The sequence below is a fragment of the Microbacterium sp. LMI12-1-1.1 genome, from assembly GCF_040676455.1.
Classification (GTDB): domain Bacteria; phylum Actinomycetota; class Actinomycetes; order Actinomycetales; family Microbacteriaceae; genus Microbacterium.
On sequence record NZ_JBEGIA010000001.1, the window covers coordinates 986,067 to 1,001,996 of the forward strand.

Sequence of the window (15,930 nt, forward strand, 5' to 3'; positions counted from 1 at the left end):
GACGGCGCGATCCGCCGTCGTGCGCTCAGGCGGGTGGCTGCGCGTAGGCGAGCGTGATGATCCAGCTGTCGCGCGAGAGATCCGCCAGCCGGTAGAAGACCTTCCGGTCGGGGATCCAGCCCTTCGTCAGCGGGCTGTCGAGCCGCACGTGGTCGGCGGCGACGCGCGCGCCGCGGCCGTCGGCATCTCGAACTGCCTGCACGCGCGTCCAGTGCGCGATCAGCTTGCCCATGTCGTTCTCGTCGAGCAGGTGGGAGTGGCGCTTCATCAGGTGCATCTCGGCGTCGTCCGGATGCGCGTCGCGCAGGTCCAGCCCCAGTGACACCTCGGGGTCGGTGACGGCGACGACCGTGGCGGCGCGGAAGTTGACGTTGCGGATCTTCAGCGGCAGCTCCGCCCCGCCGACCTCGGCGAACAGCTGAGTGTGGAACCCGAACGTGCGGGGTGCTTCGCGCTCGACGCGCACGTCCTTCGGATCGACCCCGAGCCGGGCGGCGACGATCTCCTTGGCGAGAAGGCGCTTGCGGTCGTGGTCGGGCAGCTTCGGATCCCAGCCGAGCCGAGCCGTGATACCCGCCGGAGTCTCGAGAAGCACCGATTGCATGATCCACCTCATTCTCCGCGGACCGTCCGCACCTCCATCCTGTCCCCGTCGCGCGCGACGAGGAAGATCGCCACGCGCCCAGCGCTGCTCTCCGTGCGAAAAGCTCCGAACGGCCGTCAAGCCCCTGTCGATCCCGGCGGCCGGCGGAAAGGATGAGGCCATGGCCCGGCGCACGGTGGTGGTCGACAGCGGTCCCGACGGACCTCCCGCCGCTGTGCTCGGTCCCGCAGGTTGCGGGTACGTCGTCGAGCGAGGTGAGCCGGCGCCGTGAACGGCTTCGCCGCGGTCGACTTCGAGTTCGCGCGCCAGGTGCTGCAGCGGGGAGTCGCCGCGCTGTTCGTCGTCGCATTCGTGTCGACGCTGAACCAGTTCCGCCCGCTGCTGGGCGAGCACGGGCTGCTGCCCGCGCCCGAGCTCCTCGACTGGGCGCGTTCGTCGACGCGCGGACGGCGACTGCTGCGTCCGACGCTGTTCCTCTGGCTGAGCTACAGCGACCGACGGCTCGTCGCGCTGTGCGTGACGGGCGTCGTCGTCGCGGCCGCTCTGGTGATCGGCATCCCGCAGCTCGGTCCCCCGTGGGTGCCGATGCTCTGCTTCCTCGGTCTGTGGTTCGGCTACATGTCGATCACGAGCATCGGTCAGACCTTCTACGGCTTCGGGTGGGAGATGCTGCTCCTCGAGGCCGGGTTCCTCGCGGCCTTCCTCGGGTCGGATCGGCAGCCGCCGCCCACCGTGGTCATCGTCCTGTTCTGGTGGCTGGTGTTCCGGCTCGAGTTCGGCGCGGGCATGATCAAGATCCGCGGCGGCCGCGAGTGGCGCGACCTCACGGCCCTGATGTACCACCACGAGACCCAGCCGATGCCCGGCCCGCTGAGCCGCCAGGCGCACCTGCTCCCGGCCTGGTTCCATCGTGGCGAGGTGCTCGGCAACCACTTCTCGCAGCTCGTCGTGCCGTGGTTCCTGTTCGCACCGCTCCTCGGGCTGTTCGTCCCCGGCCCCGTCCCCGCGATGATCGGCGCGGTGGCCGCTGCGATCGTGATCGCGACGCAGACATGGCTCGTCCTGACCGGCAACTTCGCCTGGCTCAACTGGATGACGATCGTGCTCGCCTTCTCGGCGATCGGGCTGCCGGGCATCGGCGCCGAGCACGCGCCTGCGGCATCCGATCCCCCGTGGACCCTCGACGGGCTCCCGGTGTACTGGCTCGTCGTCACGTGCGCCGTCGGCGTGCTGTATCTCGTGCTCAGCTGGTCGCCGCTGCAGAACCTGTTCGCCCACCGGCAGCTCATGAACGCCTCGTTCAACCGCTGGCAGCTCGCCAACGCGTACGGCGCCTTCGGCACGGTGACGAAGCAGCGCATCGAGATCGTCGTCGAGGGGACGACCGATGAGGATCCGGATGCCGCGACCTGGCGCGAGTACGCCTTCAAGGGCAAGCCGGGCGACGTGCGCCGCATCCCCCGCCAGTTCGCGCCGTACCATCTGCGCCTGGACTGGCTGATGTGGTTCCTGCCGCTCGGTCGCTCGCTCGAGGACTGGTTCACCGCGTTCCTGGTGCGGCTGCTGGAAGCGGATGCCGCGACCCTGCGCCTGCTCGCGAACGACCCGTTCGCGGGCGAGCGCCCGCGGTGGGTGCGCGCGGTGTCGTATCGTTACCGGTTCACGACGCGCGAGGAGTTCCGCCGGACGCACGCCCGGTGGGTGCGCGACCGCCGGCGGCCGGTCATGGGACCGGTGTCGCTCCGCCGTTGAGCGCGGCCCCGAGCCGCGGCGTTCGGGGGTCACGACACGCGGCATCGCGCGCGACGTGACCGCGTGTCGCGCCACCTGAAGTGACGATCAGGGCACCGGGGCGTCGGTGGCCGACGACCGAGAGCCGACTTTGCGGCGCGCCGTCAGGTCGACGATCGACACGATGAACGCGAGTGCGAGGAAGAGCGCGACGGACAGCATCCCGAACGCGTACGCGTCGTGGTAGACGACCAGCTCGTCGTGCGTGCCGGACTCGCGATAGATGGCTGCGTAGAACAGCGACAGTGCGACCGCGGTGCCCACGGCCGCGCCGATGCGCTGGCCGAGCTGGCCGACTGAGCCGGCGACGCCGCCTTGCTTGACCGGGATCTCGGCGAGCGTGAGGGTCTGGTTCGGGGCGATCACGAGGCCGCCGCCGGCGCCGCCGACGGTCATGATCGCGGCCATGATGTAGGGGGTCCACGCGGGCGGGGCATACAGCGCCGTGAGCATGAGGCCGCCGACGCAGGCGAGCATGGCGACGAGCCCCCACACCACCACGACGCGGCCGTGGCTGCTCACCAGGTTGCCGCCGACCCACGAGGTCACGGCGCTCGCGAGCGCGAAGCCGATGGAGACCATTCCCGCGTAGACGGGTTCGAGCCCCAGACCGATCTGCAGGAACAGGGTCGTCACGAGGAACATCGCCGGCGCCGCGGTGAAGTACGCCGTCTGCAGCAGCGTGCCGTTGCGATACGACGCGATGCGGAACAGCTTGAGCGGGATGAGCGGATTGCGGCCGCGCGCCGCATAGTGACGCTCCCAGGCGATGAACGCCGAGACGAACAGGGCGAACGCCACGAGCAGCCACCAGCGCGCCGGATTGTCGGTCGGCGCGCCCGTCGTGAAGAGGAACGGCCACATCAGCGAGACGACGCTCGCGCCGAACAGGAGGACGCCGACGGGATCGAGCTGCACGCGGCGGTGCGATCTCGTACGCGTGTCGGGCAGCAGCCACAGCGCGAGCGCGATGGCGGCCAGGCAGAGCGGGACGTTCATCCAGAAGATGAGCCGCCAGCCGTCGGTCAGCCCGCCCAGCGCGATGAGCAGCCCGCCGAGCGTCGGGCCGAACGCCGTCGCGACGCCGATCGTCGCGCCGAACAGCCCGAAGGCCCGAGCGCGCTCCCTGCCCTGGAACAGCTCCTGCGCCATACCCAGGACCTGGGGCATCTGGATGCCGGCGGCCACGCCCTGCAGCAGCCGCCCGACGAGCAGCACCTCCGCGGTCGGCGCGAGGGCGCACATCACGCTCGTGACCGTGTACAGCGAGAGCCCGACGATGAACAGCGTGCGGCGCGAGCGCTGGTCGCCGAGGCGGCCCATCGGGACCAGCACCAGGCCGAAGGTGAGCACGAACCCCGACACGATCAGCTGCAGCTGCGTCGAGGTAGCGCCGAGGACCTCGCCGATCGACGGCAGCGCGACGTTCACCTTCGTCATGTCGAGGATCGTGATCGCCGCCACCGAGACGCACACCCAGAACGCGCGCCAGCGGGCGGCTGGCGAGAGCGGGATGACGGCGGTGGTGGGCGGCACGGCGCGGGCCGTGCTCGTGGTCTTCGTGGTTCTCGACTCGGACTCAGGCATCGTGCCCAGGCTAGCCCCGCTCCCGTTCCCGGCGGGTAGAGCGGGGCATCCGTGTCCCGCTGGATCCGGCGCCCGCGAAAGCGGGACATGATGGGGGTGTGAGACTCCTCGTCGCCGCCCTCGCCTCTGAGCTCGTCGCCTTTCCCGACGACCTTCCCGGCTTCGACCGCCTCGTCACCGGCCCCGGCAAGCTCCAGGCCACCTACGCCCTCACCCGGGCGCTCGACGCCACCGTGTACGACGAGATCGTGGTCGTCGGCACCGCCGGGGCGATCGACGCGCGGCTCGACGCAGCCGTCTACGAGATCAGCGCGGCACTGCAGCACGACGTGACCGACATCGACGGCATCGTCGGACAGCACGTGTCGCTGCCGCCGCTCGTCGAACTCGAGACGGAGGGCGTCACCATCGCCACGGGCGATCACTTCGTCGACGACGCCGAGGCGGTCGCGGTGATCCGGCCGCTCGGCGCCGGTCTGGTCGACATGGAGACGTACGCGTACATCTGGGTCGCGCAGCAGTTCGGGGTGCCGATCCGCGTGCTCAAGGCGGTGTCGGATCGCGCGCAGGACGGTGCGATCACCGACTGGCATGCCGCGGTCGCCGCGTGCAGCCACCAGCTGCGCGATCGGATCCGCGCCGATTACGAGGTCTGATCCCGCTCCCCCTGGAAGGGATCAGACGCGGGCGACGTCGTCCTGCCTGATGATGCTCGGGCCGTGGGGCGTCGCCTCGACGGCGAGCTGTGCGGGCAGCTGCTCCTTCATCGCCGCGACGTGGCTGATGACCCCGACCATGCGGCCACCCTGCCGCAGCTCGTCCAGGGTGCGCATGGCCAGGTCGAGGGTCTCCTCGTCGAGCGAGCCGAACCCCTCGTCGACGAACAGCGTGTCGAGCCGCACCCCGCCGGCGCGGGCTGTGACGACCTCGGCGAGACCGAGCGCCAGGGCGAGCGATGCGAGGAACGTCTCGCCGCCCGACAGCGACTGGGCCGGACGCGCCTGACCGGTGAAGGCGTCCATGATCTCGAGGCCGAGCCCCGACGCTGCGCCGCGCGCAGCGCGGGCGTCGGTGTGCTGCAGCCGATACCGGCCCGACGACATGTCGCTCAGCCGCAGGTTCGCCGCGCCGACGATCTCTTCGAGCTCGGCGGCGAGCACGAAGGTCTCGAGGTCCATCTTCATCGTGTTGGGCGCCCGCCCCGCCACGGTGTCCGCGAGCCGGGCGATCGCGGCGGCGTCGGCGGCGCGGGCGGCCACACCGGCATACGCGTCGTCGATCTGCAGCGCCAGGTCGCGCAGGCGTTCGACGGCGGTGTGCGCATCGCGCTCGGCGCGGAGCGCCGCGGTGCGTGCGGCGTCGGCGGCGTCGAGCGCGGCACGCGACGCCGCGGTGTCGACGGGCTCGGCGGGCGCACCGGCGAGCTCCAGCTCGAGCTCGAGCACCCGCGCACGCGTCGCGGCGAGCTGGGTGTCGTGCGACGAGATCCGTTCGGCCAGCGCCTCCATGTCGGCGGGCTTCAGAAGGGCGGCGGTCGCTTCCGCCGCGTCGGCGAAGACGGATGCCGCGATCCGTTCGTCCGCATCGGTTCGCGCCTGGACGGCCCGGGTCGCCGCCCGCTCGGCGTCGGCGCGCGCGTCGGCGGCGGCTCTTGCCGCGTCGCGGAGGGCGGTCACGTGCGCCACCCGCTCGGCGACGCTGGCGTACTCGCCGCGCGCGGCACCCGCTGCCTGACGCGCGGCGTCGACCGTCGCGGTGAGCGCCGCAATGCGGGTGCGCGCCGCGACGAGAAGATCGACGAGGCCGGTGCGCGAGGCCTCGGCGTCGGCGTCGAGCGCTGCGAGCTCGGCATGACGCGCGGCGAGGGCATCACGTCGCGCCACCGCGCGCTCGGCATCGGCGAACTCCTCGGTCGCCGCGGCGAGCTGCGTGCGCAGCACCTCGACGGTCTGTCCACCGGCGCGCGCCGCGGCCTCGGCATGGCGCTCTCGCGCCGCCTTCGCGGCATCCGACGCGCGGCGCTCGTCACGTGCCGTCGCGTCGCGCTCGACCTCGGCTGCGGCGAGCATCTCGTCGGTGACCGGTTCGTCGGCCGGCTCGGCGGGCGAGGGATGCGCGGTCGAGCCGCAGACCGCGCACGGCTCGCCGTCGACCAGCGTCGTCGCGAGCTCGCCGGCGTACCCATCCAGCCGACGCTGCAGCAGCCGGGCGACGGCCGCCGCTGCCGTCGCGGCGGCAGCGGCCGCGTCTCGGTGCGAGATCTCGGCCTCCCGCTGCGCTGCGGCGAGCCGCGCCGCCTCCTCGGCCGCGGCGAGCCGGCTCGCCGTCTCCTCCTGTCGCGACCGCGCGGGGTCGCGCCGCGCCGCGGCTTCGCGCTCCGCCTCGAGCTCCGCGTCCAGCCGGGCCAGCTCGGCGGGCACCTGGGCACGCTGCGCGTCGAGGGCGACGATGTCGGTCTCGAGCCGCGTCGCCTCGGTCGAGGCATCCCTCACCTGCGCCTCGCCCTGGACAAGGGCGGCCTCGTGCGTGAGCGCCGCGGTCCACACCGCGAGGTCGCCGGTGAGGCGCTCCACCAGCTCGGCGAGGTCGGCGACGACCTCCTCCCCGCTGCCGGCGGCGACACGCTGCCACGCAGCCTCGGCCGAGGCGACGGCGGCATCGCTCGTCGCGGCAGCGTCGTCCGCTGCCAGCGCGGCTTCGAGCGGCGCCCGCAGCACCTCGGCCGCTCGGGCATGCTGCAGCCGACGACGGTCTACGGCGATCTGCACCCCGGCCTCCTCGAGCACCGTGAGGCGTTCGTGTGCGCGGCCGAGCTCGTGCTGCCCCTTCGCCAGGGCGAGCCGCTCGGCGTGCGCGGCCTCGGCGACTGCACGGGTGTCGTCGGCGGCCGCACGCTCGCGCGCGAGCGTGTCGAGGCGGTACAGGGCGCGCTGCTCGCCGAGCTCGACCGCGGCACGGCGGGCCGTCAGGTCGACCGGCGGCGCCTCGCCCTGCTCCGCTGCGACAGGCTCCTGCGCCGCGATGAGGCGCTCCGCCTGGTCGAGCAGGGTGCGCGCCCGTTCGCCGAGCGCGTCGAGCTCGTGCTGCGCAGCTTTGCTGCGCTCCCCCAGCTCGCGCGCGTACTCCTCGTAGCGCCGGGTCCCGAAGAGCGCCCGCAGCAGCGACTGGCGCTCGGCGCCGGAGGCGAGCAGGAAGCGCGAGAACCGGTTCTGGGCGAGCAGGATGACCTGCTGGAACTGCTGGGCGTTGAGCCCCAGCACCTCGTCGAGCAGCAGGCCGACGTCGCGGGGTTTGCCGGCTCGGCCGACCCAGACGCCGTCGACGAGCTCTTCCAGCTCGGCGCGCGTGGGCTCGGTCGTGAGTCCCCCGCCGCGGCGCGACGGCCGCTGGTACTCCGGGGCTCGGGTCACCCGCCAGCGACGGTCGCCGACGGTGAACTCCAGACGCACCTCGGTCGGGTCCTCCGGATCGCAGTGGTCGCTGCGCAGCCGCTTGTCGCCCGACTCGTAGCGGGGAACACTGCCGTACAGCGCGAAGCAGACGCCGTCCAGGATGCTCGACTTGCCGGCCCCCGTGCGGCCGGCGATCAGGAAGATGCCGTCGCGCTGGAACGCCTCGAAGTCGACGCTCTGCCGTTCACGGAACGGCCCGAAGCCGGTGAGCTCGAGGTGGTGCAGCCTCACGCCGTGGCCTCCACGCGGGTGCGCTCGTCCAGCAGCTCGCCGACGAGCTCCGCCTCCCGCGCCGAGGCACCCTCCCCGTCCCGGACGTGGGCGAGGAAGGCGTCGACGAGCTCGGCTTCGTTGCGCGCGGTCCGCACGCGCTGGGCGTAGGTGCGCGCGTCGGCGGTGCGGGCTGCCACCGGCGCGTGGCGGACCTCGGCGCAGTGCGGGAACCGTGCGAGCAGCCGGCGCATCGGGTCGCGCTGCGGCAGCGGGTCTGTGTACTCGGCGCGCACCCAGTCCCCGGCATGACCGGCGAAGCGCTCGTCGGCGAGCAGCTCGTCGAGCGTCGCCGTCAGTGTCACGAGGGCGCGGGGCACCGGCAGCGGCAGCCACTCCACAGCGGCCCCGTCGGCGGCGAGACCGTCGGCGTCGAGCTCGATGAGCCATGATCCGCGGGGCTTGTGCCCCTCGTCGAAGCTGTAGTGCAGGGGTGCGCCGGCGTACCGGACGCGCGGCGAGAGCTGCTGGCGGCCGTGGATGTGACCGAGCGCCATGTAGTCGACGCCGTCGAAGGCCGACAGCGGCACGATGTCGAGCCCGCCCTGCTGGATGTCGCGCTCGAGGTGCGGCGTCGGCTCCACGCCGGCGGCAAAGCAGTGCGCGACCGCGATCGACCGCCCCCCGCGGCGTGCCACGTCCGCGCGCACGAGGTCCATCGCGTGCGTCAGCACGTCGGCCTGGGTGCGCACCCCCGGCCAGACGGTGCGCAGCAGCACCGGCTCGAGATAGGGGATGCCGTACACGTGGACGGGTCCGTGCTCGTCCGTGACGGTCACCGGCGTCCCCACGGTCGCGGGTTCCGTGATCACGTGCACACCGTCGCGCAGCAGCCCGGACTGGAATCCCAGTCGCGCGGCGGAGTCGTGGTTGCCGCTCGTGACGACGACCGTCGCGCCCGCGTCGGCGAGGCCCCGCAGCGTTTCGGAGAGGAGCGTGTAGGCCCCCGCGGCCGGGGTCGCGGAGTCGAACACGTCGCCCGCGACGATCACGAGGTCGACCCGATGCTCGCGCACCTGCTGGACGAGGGCATCGAGCACACTGCGCAGCGCATCGAGCGTGGCGTGGCCGTGGAACGACCGCCCGATGTGCCAGTCCGAGGTGTGCAGGATCCGCATGCTCACACGGTACGTTCGGCCCCTGACATCCGCGGCGAGGCAGGCCGCGCGGCGGCGAACCGCAGCGTTCCCGATCGCCCGGCCGGCGTGCGCGTACCCTCGATCCATGTCCTTGCCCGAGGTCTGCGTCGTCTACCTGCTGCGACGCGGTCCGGCGGGCGCCGAGGTGCTCCTGGGCGACAAGCGCACCGGGCTCGGTCAGGGCAGGATCGTCGGCATCGGCGGCAAGCTCGACCCGGGTGAGTCCGCCGAGGAGGCCGCCGTGCGCGAGGTCATGGAAGAGGTCGGCGTGCGGGTGGCGGCATCCGATCTGCACCTCGCCGGCACGATCGACTACCACTTCCCGACCCGGCCCGCCTGGTCGCAGCGCTCGACGGTGTTCGTGTGCCGGCGGTGGGTCGGCGACCCCGTCGAGACCGACGAGATCACGCCGCGCTGGTACGCGCTGGACGCGGTGCCGTATCGGCGCATGTGGGACGATGCATCGCGGTGGCTGCCGGGCGTGCTGCGCGGCGGTGCGGTCGACGCCCGCTTCACCTTCGGCGCCGACCTGTCGACCGTGGTGCTGAGCGCGGAGTGAGGACCAGCGGGTGCCCGATACGGGGCGCCGCGGCGCAGCGCGGGCCGCTGCGCTCACGTGCCGGCCGCACGTCGGCGGGGCACCCACCCACCGAGGCCGTGTTCGACGTATCGTGAGACATGGCGCACAACGCAGACACCGCACCCCGGTCCACCGTCGTGGCGCTCGTCGGTGCCGACAGCGACGAACTGTTGACGGGCCTGGCCGACGTTCCCGCCCTCGTCGCGCTGTCGCTGCGCGAGGCTCAGCCCGCCGTCGCGGCGCACCTGGTCGCCTCGGTGTCCACCCCCTACGTGGTGCACGACGCCGATCCGCTCGAGCACGTCGCCGCTGCATGGGTGGAGCTGTACGAGGAGCGCTGCACCCTCGGCTCGCTCGAGACCGAGGTCGACGTGCTGCTGTCGCTGTTCGAGTCGGGTGAGGCGGTCATGCCGGACTACTACGTGGTGGCCGGGCCCGAGGCGATCGAGGGCACTTGGCGGCACTGGTGGCTCGGCGCACTGGCTCATCACGCGCCTTCCCGGGTGCTGCCGGTCGAGGCCTCCGGCACGGCGCTGCGGGCGCGTCTGCGGTCCCTCCCGGCGTCCCGTCCGTGGCCGGAGCCGTCGGCGTGGCTCCCGCGCGTGCACTTCGACATCCCCGACCGCGTCGGACTGCGCGATCAGCCGGGCACCGCCTGACGTGCCCAGGGTCGAGGAGTTCTCGCACGCCGGCGCGACGTTGATCGCCGAGCGCCGCGGTCACGGCGAGCGCGTGTACCTGCTCGTCCACGGCATCGGCATGGGACGCGCCGTCTTCGCGGACCTCGCCCGCCACCTGGGCGACGGCGAGGTCATCGCCCTGGACCTGCCCGGCTACGGCGATGCACCCGAGCCCGCACGCGTGCTCACCATAGAGCGCATGGCCGATCTCGTGGCGGCCTATCTCCGCGAGCGGGTCGGCGTGCCCGCCGTCGTGGTGGGGCATTCGATGGGCGCGCAGATCGCGCTCGAGGTCGCGGTGCGCCATCCCGGGGTCGTCGACCGCATCGTTCTCGTCGGCCCCACCGTGGATCCCGCGGCCCGCACGGCGCCGAGACAGCTGTGGCGGCTGCTCCGCGACATCGCCGTCGAGAGTCCCCGCGTGATCGCTGCCGGCGCGCGCGAGTACGTCCACGCGGGCCCGCGGATCCGCGCGAAGTTCCGCGCCATGCTCGCTCACCGCCCCGAGGACGTCCTCGCCCGCGCGCACGCGCCGGTGCTCGTCCTGCGCGGCGAGGACGACCTGGTGGCCCCGCCGGACTGGTGCGCCCGCGTCGCGGCGACGCTTCCCGACGGGCGCCTGGCGGAGGTGCCCGACCACGGTCACGAGACGATGATCCGGGATGCCGCGCCCGCCGCCCGCCTCATCCGGACGTTCGCGGGAGAGGCCTGAGCGCTGTCGCCGGACCGCCGCACTGCGACGGATTCCTGCCATCCGGCCGCGACCCGGCAATGTCGGAGCCCCCGCGTAGGTTGACTCTGTCGGAACCAACGGAGGAAACCATGTTCGCTGTATACGCCGCCGAACAGCAGTACCGCCACGACACCTGGACGCGGGAACGCGAGCACGCGATCCTCGCCACGATTCGCGAGCGGAAGATGACCGCCACGCACCGGACGCCGTCGGCCCCTGTCGCCGCGCGCCCCGCGCGCGTCGCCTGGCCGCGGCCGATCGGCCTGCACGCGACCGAAGAATGCACCACCGTGTGCGCGGTCGCCTAGTCTGTCAGCCGGCGCGCGGGTCCGCAGTTGCGGATCCCCGCGCGGCTGACGCCTGCTGCTCCGCCGTGCGGTCACGCGCGACGGCATCGCCGATCATCTGACCGCCGCTGCGTAGCAGCGCGCGACGCCACGGAAGGGTGCCCTCGATCTCGATCTGGATCGAGATCGACAGGATCGTACGGATCAGCACGATCAGACCCAGGATCGCTGCGTCCTCGAGGGACGGCTTCGAGGTGATGGTGCGGATCAGGTCCGCGGCCACCAGAACCTCGAGCCCCAGCAGGATCGCGGCGCCGAGCGTGGTGCGCAGCACCGTGAACGCGGCCTGCCCGCCTTCGTGGCGCGAAAGCGAACGGGCTCCGAGCACGAGGGCGATCACGAAGCCGACGATCATCGCGGCGGCGCCGACCGCCTCGAAACCGACGGCGACGGCGGTGAACAACGCCTCCATGTGCACGCGCCCAGCCTAGGGCCGGGCGCGTGCACGACGGGTGGTGAATCGCGGTGTCACCCCACGGCGTCGCGTCCCGGTGCCGCCGGACTGTCGGCGTCGCCGGTCGACACCTGGCGTGCGAGCTCCTCGATGTCGTTGTCGGGAAGGTCGACCCCCGATTGGCTGAGGCGCTGGCGCAGCACCTCCGCGATCCGCTCCAAGGGCTCGGTGCCGACATCGGAGCGCGTCTGAGCGACGATGCCCGCGACCTTGTCGACGTCGGAGGCGTTGTTCTGCGACATGGCCGGCAGGCGCTGCTCCTGCTCGGCGCCGAGGCCGCCGGGCGTCTGCTGCGCCTGGCTCGCCGTCAGCGTGTCGCGGCCTTCGTCGTGGCCGTGGTGGTCCGAGCCGTCCACGACGCCGATGCCGACGGCCTCGTGGCTCGGCTCACCGGCCGGTGCCGCCGCGGGCTCGGGGCGCGACTCCGCCGGCGCTTCATTCGCTGCGGGAGCGTTGCCTGCGTCGTCCGCGGGCTCGCTCATGGTCGGCGGCGCGGCGGGAGCCTCGTCGCGGACCGGCTCGCCGGCCGCCGGGGTGTCCTGCGCCCCTCCGGCGTCCCCGCGGTCGGGGTAGTTCACGCCTGTCTGCTCGTACTCGTTGCCCGTCGTGCTCATCACGGCTCCTCGCTTTCGGTGCTGTCGGCCACCAGATCGGGATCGGCACCCTGCCGGGCCGCCTCGCCCTCGACGGGGTCGTCGGGCTGCAGCGCGGCATCCGTCAGCAGGTCGGCTTCCGTCACCGCGGCGCTGCGCTCGCGGGACTCGCCGTCGCCCACTTCGTCCCAGCCGCCACCGGGGTCGGCGTTGATGACACCCTCGGGCAGGTCGTTCTGCGTAGACCGATCATGTTCCATCGGGTACTCCTCTCGTCCACCCCCAGCCTCCGTCAGCGCGGGGCTCGACGACATGGGCTTGACAAGAGGATCCGCCGCTGTCGGCGATCCCGGGGCCGCTACGGGCGCTGATTCAGGATGCCGCGGCGCGACGGGTTCGCCTCGAACCAGTCCGCGACGTACCAGCACACCGGCACGACTTTGCGGTCGCCGCTCCGCTCGAGTTCTTCGACAGCCCGCTCGACCAGCTCGCCGGCGTAGCCGTGGCCGCGGAAGGTCGGCACGGTGTAGGCGCGCGTCATCGCGACAGTGCGGCCGTCGTCCCGGTAATCGAGCACGCTGACCAGGTGGTCGCCGCGGTGCAGTGTGTACCTCGAGGCATCCGTCTCTTTCTGGAAACGCAGCTCATTCACCCGCACAGGCTACGCCCAGCAGGGGCCGCTGGGACGCATCTCGACCGACGTTCCGGCGATCGCTCAGCGTGCACGCAGGAAGCGTCCGGCGCGCCCGGAGACGGCTCCGCGACGACCCGCGCGCACCGCCGCGGTGGGGATTGAGCAATCTGTCACATTCCGAAACGATCGGGGCTCGGCATCCGTGCGATTTGACGTATTCCGACAAAGTCGGTCATAATCGGCCACATGACTGACAACGCGCTGTATCTGTCCGCCCGGGAGGCGAACAGGACTGCCGGCATGATGATGGCCGGTCGCGTTGCCATGTGTTGTCGAATGTGCCACTAGCACGGTGACCCCCGTCGGACTCCTCCTCCGCTTCTGAAAACGGATCGCACGGAGTCCCCCGAAGCACCGGTTTCGTGCGTCGATCACGCGCACCCGGATCCGCTTCGCACACCGCCCAACGTCGGGCACCGGCCTCCACCGGCCGACGGCCTCATCGCCTCCGACGATCCGGGCCGCAGCACATCCAACCCGGTTCCGCTCTCCGGGTTCCTCCCGCAAGGACCATCATCATGTCGACCACCGCTCTCCTCGACCGTCCCACCACCGCTCCCGTCCGCCACCTCCGCGCCGTCAACACCCCGGCCGCTGTCGAGGCACCCGCCACGCCGGCTGCCGAAGCCACGCAGGCGGCCTCTCGTGCTCTGCCGGCCGGCACCGCACCGCGAGGCTTCGCCCTCTACGTCGGCCTCGACGAGGCCAAGGCCGCCGCATCGGGCGTCAACCTGGGCGTGCTCGTCGATGCCCTGCGTCGCACGATCGCCGAGCTCGCGCCCTCCGCCGAGACCTACGCGACCGTCGCCCTCGCGCCGGTCGGCGCCGGCGGCCGCGACGTCGACGTCGTGCGTCTCGCCCTTCACGAGCCGTCGGCCGTGGCCCGCACCAAGCAGGAGGAGCCGGAAGAGGAGGACCCGTCGACCGGCGGCGTGGTCGTCGACATCTCGCGCAAGCGGGTGCTCATCGACGGCGAGTCCGCGGCCTTCACCTTCAAGGAGTTCGAGCTGCTGCAGTACCTCGTCCTCCGCGAGGGCCGCACGATCGAGCGCACCGAGCTGGTCACCTCGCTCTGGCAGGGCACGACCGACGACGACGCTCCCGGCGAGCGCACCATCGACGTGCACGTGCGGCGCCTACGGGCCAAGCTCGGCCGGTACGAGGACATCGTGCGCACGGTGCGCGGTGTCGGCTACCGGTTCGACCGCCACGCCGACGTCGTCATCCGCTACGGCCACGGCACCCCGTCGCCCGACCGCTTCTGAGCGTCGCGCCCCCGGCATGGATGTCGGAGGCCGGGGCGTAGGGTGGGCGGCATGACCACCTCGCTCTCGCGCATCCCTCGGACGAGGGATGCCGAGCGCTTCGAGGGGCGAGCCGCGACAGCCCGCGACCCCCGCCCTGATCCGGGCCGGCCGCTCGAGACCGAGTACCGGCCACGCCATCCGCTCGACCTTCGTCGCACCGTGCTGTACCAGCGGCGCGGTGCCGGCGACCCGACGATGTCGGTCTTCGGAGCAGTCATCTGGCGCGTGAGCCGCACTCCCGCGGGGATCGCCACCCTCGCGATCCGCGAGACCCACCCCGGCGTGATCCGCGGCGCCGCGTGGGGCCCCGGTCGCGAATGGGCGCTGTCGCAGCTGCCCGCGCTGTGCGGCGCAGACGACGACGCCGCAGACTTCGATGCGAGCCGGCATCCGCTCATCGCCGCCGCGCACCACCGCAACCCCGGACTCCGCCTGTCGCGCACGGGTCTCGTGTTCGATGCGCTCGTGGCGGCGATCTTCGAGCAGAAGGTCACGGGCATGCAGGCGTTCGCCGCCTGGCGGCGCGTGGTCACCTGGTGCGGCGAGCGCGCGCCCGGTCCGACGCCGGCGCCGATGTTCGCACCGCCGACCGTCGACGGCTGGCAGCACGTCCCGTCGTGGGTCTGGCATCGCGCCGGGCTCGAGCCGCCCCAGTCCAAGACCGTGGTGCGAGCCGCTCGACGCGGCGATGCCATCGTGCGCACCGTGCTCGCCGCCGAGGACGGCGAGGCCGTCGACCGTGTGCTCGTCAGCCAGCACGGCATCGGCCCCTGGACTTCGGCCGAGACCCGCATCCGGGCCCTCGGCGACCCCGACGCCGTCAGCGTCGGCGACTACCACCTCGCCCACGAGGTCGGCTTCGCCCTCACCGGACACCGCGTCGACGATGACGGGATGCTGCGGCTCCTCGCCGCCTGGCCCGGTCAGCGCCAGCGCGTGATCCGGCTGATCGGCGCGAGCGGCGTGCGCGAGCCCCGCCGCGGACCGCGCCTGCACCCCGAGGACCACCGCGCCCGCTGAGCCGCGAGGCCTGCTTGCCTGCCTGAACCGCAAGCTTGCTGCCGCCCCTTGAGCCGCGTAGGGGGTCCTTGTGGATGTCGGAGGCCCCGGCCACACTGGGACCCGCCACGCGGCCGGGCGCGGCATCCACCATCCACTTCAGGAGTTCGACATGCCCAGCCTCAACCCGTATCTGTCCTTCCGCAACGAAGCCCGCGAGGCCATGACCTTCTACCAGTCCGTGTTCGGCGGCGATCTCACGATCGACACGTTCGGCCAGTACGAGGGCATGGTGCAGGATCCCGCCGAGAACGACCTCGTGATGCACGCGCAGCTCACCAGCCCCGACGGCTTCGTCCTGATGGGCGCCGACACGCCCACCGGCATGCCCTACGAGAAGCCGGCCGGCATCTCGGTCTCGGTGAGCGGCGACGACGAGGCAGCGCTGCAGGGGTTCTGGGACAAGCTCGCCGACGGCGGATCGATCACCATGCCGTACGACACACCGCCGTGGGGCGGCCGGTTCGGCATGCTCACCGACCGCTACGGCATCGACTGGATGGTCGCGGTCAACGCGCAGCAGTCCTGAGCGGGAGACCGGCCCCCGGCGCGTCGCCGGGGGCCAGGCTCAGGTTCGGAGCGCAGCCCGGACGGCCGCCCGGCACGTGAGCCCGGTCTCGGTTCGGAGCACTCCCCCCGC

The 15,930-nt window shown here is 72.4% G+C and carries 17 protein-coding genes; 9 read left to right on the forward strand and 8 right to left on the reverse strand.

Annotated features, from left to right (window positions below):
• Positions 1-25: 25 nt before the first annotated feature.
• Positions 26-604 carry a hypothetical protein gene (locus tag MRBLMI12_RS04795; RefSeq protein WP_363354332.1) on the reverse strand — a complete coding sequence of 193 codons (579 nt, stop codon included), beginning with the start codon at positions 602-604 and terminating at the stop codon, positions 26-28.
• A 267-nt stretch (positions 605-871) separates the two neighbouring features.
• On the opposite strand from MRBLMI12_RS04795, the gene MRBLMI12_RS04800 reads away from it, so the two are divergent.
• On the forward strand, positions 872-2,356 hold the full coding sequence (locus MRBLMI12_RS04800; RefSeq protein ID WP_363354334.1) for a lipase maturation factor family protein: 1,485 nt from the start codon (positions 872-874) through the stop codon (positions 2,354-2,356).
• 87 nt (positions 2,357-2,443) lie between these two features.
• Here the strand turns inward: MRBLMI12_RS04800 and MRBLMI12_RS04805 are convergent, their stop codons facing one another.
• On the reverse strand, positions 2,444-3,982 hold the full coding sequence (locus MRBLMI12_RS04805) for an MFS transporter (protein WP_363354336.1): 1,539 nt from the start codon (positions 3,980-3,982) through the stop codon (positions 2,444-2,446).
• 98 nt (positions 3,983-4,080) lie between these two features.
• Here MRBLMI12_RS04805 and MRBLMI12_RS04810 point away from each other — a divergent pair, with 98 nt between their 5' ends.
• Complete coding sequence (locus MRBLMI12_RS04810) at positions 4,081-4,638, forward strand: nucleoside phosphorylase (protein ID WP_363354338.1); 558 nt, start codon at positions 4,081-4,083, stop codon at positions 4,636-4,638.
• A 21-nt stretch (positions 4,639-4,659) separates the two neighbouring features.
• Here the strand turns inward: MRBLMI12_RS04810 and MRBLMI12_RS04815 are convergent, their stop codons facing one another.
• Together MRBLMI12_RS04815 and MRBLMI12_RS04820 are read right to left on the reverse strand one after the other, a co-directional pair.
• Positions 4,660-7,665: an SMC family ATPase gene (locus tag MRBLMI12_RS04815; RefSeq protein ID WP_363354340.1), complete on the reverse strand. Its 3,006-nt coding sequence runs from the start codon at positions 7,663-7,665 to the stop codon at positions 4,660-4,662.
• Positions 7,662-8,822, reverse strand: a complete 1,161-nt coding sequence (locus tag MRBLMI12_RS04820) for an exonuclease SbcCD subunit D (RefSeq protein WP_363354342.1) — start codon at positions 8,820-8,822, stop codon at positions 7,662-7,664. Before MRBLMI12_RS04820 ends, MRBLMI12_RS04815 begins: the two co-directional genes overlap by 4 nt.
• Positions 8,823-8,928: 106 nt before the next feature.
• Between MRBLMI12_RS04820 and MRBLMI12_RS04825 the strand changes: the two genes are divergently transcribed.
• From MRBLMI12_RS04825 to MRBLMI12_RS04840, 4 genes are all read left to right on the forward strand, one after another.
• On the forward strand, positions 8,929-9,402 hold the full coding sequence (locus tag MRBLMI12_RS04825) for an 8-oxo-dGTP diphosphatase (protein ID WP_349428638.1): 474 nt from the start codon (positions 8,929-8,931) through the stop codon (positions 9,400-9,402).
• Positions 9,403-9,521: 119 nt separating this feature from the next.
• Entirely contained in the window at positions 9,522-10,082 is a 561-nt protein-coding gene (locus MRBLMI12_RS04830) for a hypothetical protein (RefSeq protein WP_363354344.1), read from the forward strand.
• Position 10,083: 1 nt separating this feature from the next.
• A complete protein-coding gene (locus MRBLMI12_RS04835) occupies positions 10,084-10,815 on the forward strand; it encodes an alpha/beta fold hydrolase (protein ID WP_363354346.1) in 732 nt (243 codons plus the stop codon).
• A gap of 110 nt (positions 10,816-10,925) precedes the next feature.
• Positions 10,926-11,144, forward strand: coding sequence for a hypothetical protein (locus tag MRBLMI12_RS04840; protein WP_363354348.1), 219 nt, complete (start codon positions 10,926-10,928; stop codon positions 11,142-11,144).
• A gap of 4 nt (positions 11,145-11,148) precedes the next feature.
• Here MRBLMI12_RS04840 and MRBLMI12_RS04845 read toward each other — a convergent pair whose 3' ends face one another.
• The 4 genes from MRBLMI12_RS04845 to MRBLMI12_RS04860 all read right to left on the reverse strand — a co-directional run bounded on the left by MRBLMI12_RS04845 (position 11,149) and on the right by MRBLMI12_RS04860 (position 12,882).
• On the reverse strand, positions 11,149-11,595 hold the full coding sequence (locus MRBLMI12_RS04845; RefSeq protein WP_349429028.1) for a DUF1622 domain-containing protein: 447 nt from the start codon (positions 11,593-11,595) through the stop codon (positions 11,149-11,151).
• 56 nt (positions 11,596-11,651) lie between these two features.
• Positions 11,652-12,251: a hypothetical protein gene (locus MRBLMI12_RS04850; protein WP_363354350.1), complete on the reverse strand. Its 600-nt coding sequence runs from the start codon at positions 12,249-12,251 to the stop codon at positions 11,652-11,654.
• Positions 12,251-12,490: a hypothetical protein gene (locus MRBLMI12_RS04855; protein ID WP_363354352.1), complete on the reverse strand. Its 240-nt coding sequence runs from the start codon at positions 12,488-12,490 to the stop codon at positions 12,251-12,253. The genes MRBLMI12_RS04850 and MRBLMI12_RS04855 overlap by 1 nt, the downstream gene beginning before the upstream one ends.
• A gap of 98 nt (positions 12,491-12,588) precedes the next feature.
• Positions 12,589-12,882, reverse strand: coding sequence for a GNAT family N-acetyltransferase (locus MRBLMI12_RS04860; protein ID WP_349428645.1), 294 nt, complete (start codon positions 12,880-12,882; stop codon positions 12,589-12,591).
• 560 nt (positions 12,883-13,442) lie between these two features.
• Here MRBLMI12_RS04860 and MRBLMI12_RS04865 point away from each other — a divergent pair.
• From MRBLMI12_RS04865 to MRBLMI12_RS04875, 3 genes are all read left to right on the forward strand, one after another.
• Positions 13,443-14,189, forward strand: a complete 747-nt coding sequence (locus MRBLMI12_RS04865; RefSeq protein WP_349428646.1) for a winged helix-turn-helix domain-containing protein — start codon at positions 13,443-13,445, stop codon at positions 14,187-14,189.
• 51 nt (positions 14,190-14,240) lie between these two features.
• Positions 14,241-15,251: a DNA-3-methyladenine glycosylase family protein gene (locus tag MRBLMI12_RS04870; protein ID WP_363354354.1), complete on the forward strand. Its 1,011-nt coding sequence runs from the start codon at positions 14,241-14,243 to the stop codon at positions 15,249-15,251.
• A 151-nt stretch (positions 15,252-15,402) separates the two neighbouring features.
• Positions 15,403-15,819 carry a VOC family protein gene (locus MRBLMI12_RS04875; protein ID WP_349428648.1) on the forward strand — a complete coding sequence of 139 codons (417 nt, stop codon included), beginning with the start codon at positions 15,403-15,405 and terminating at the stop codon, positions 15,817-15,819.
• Positions 15,820-15,930 lie beyond the last annotated feature (111 nt).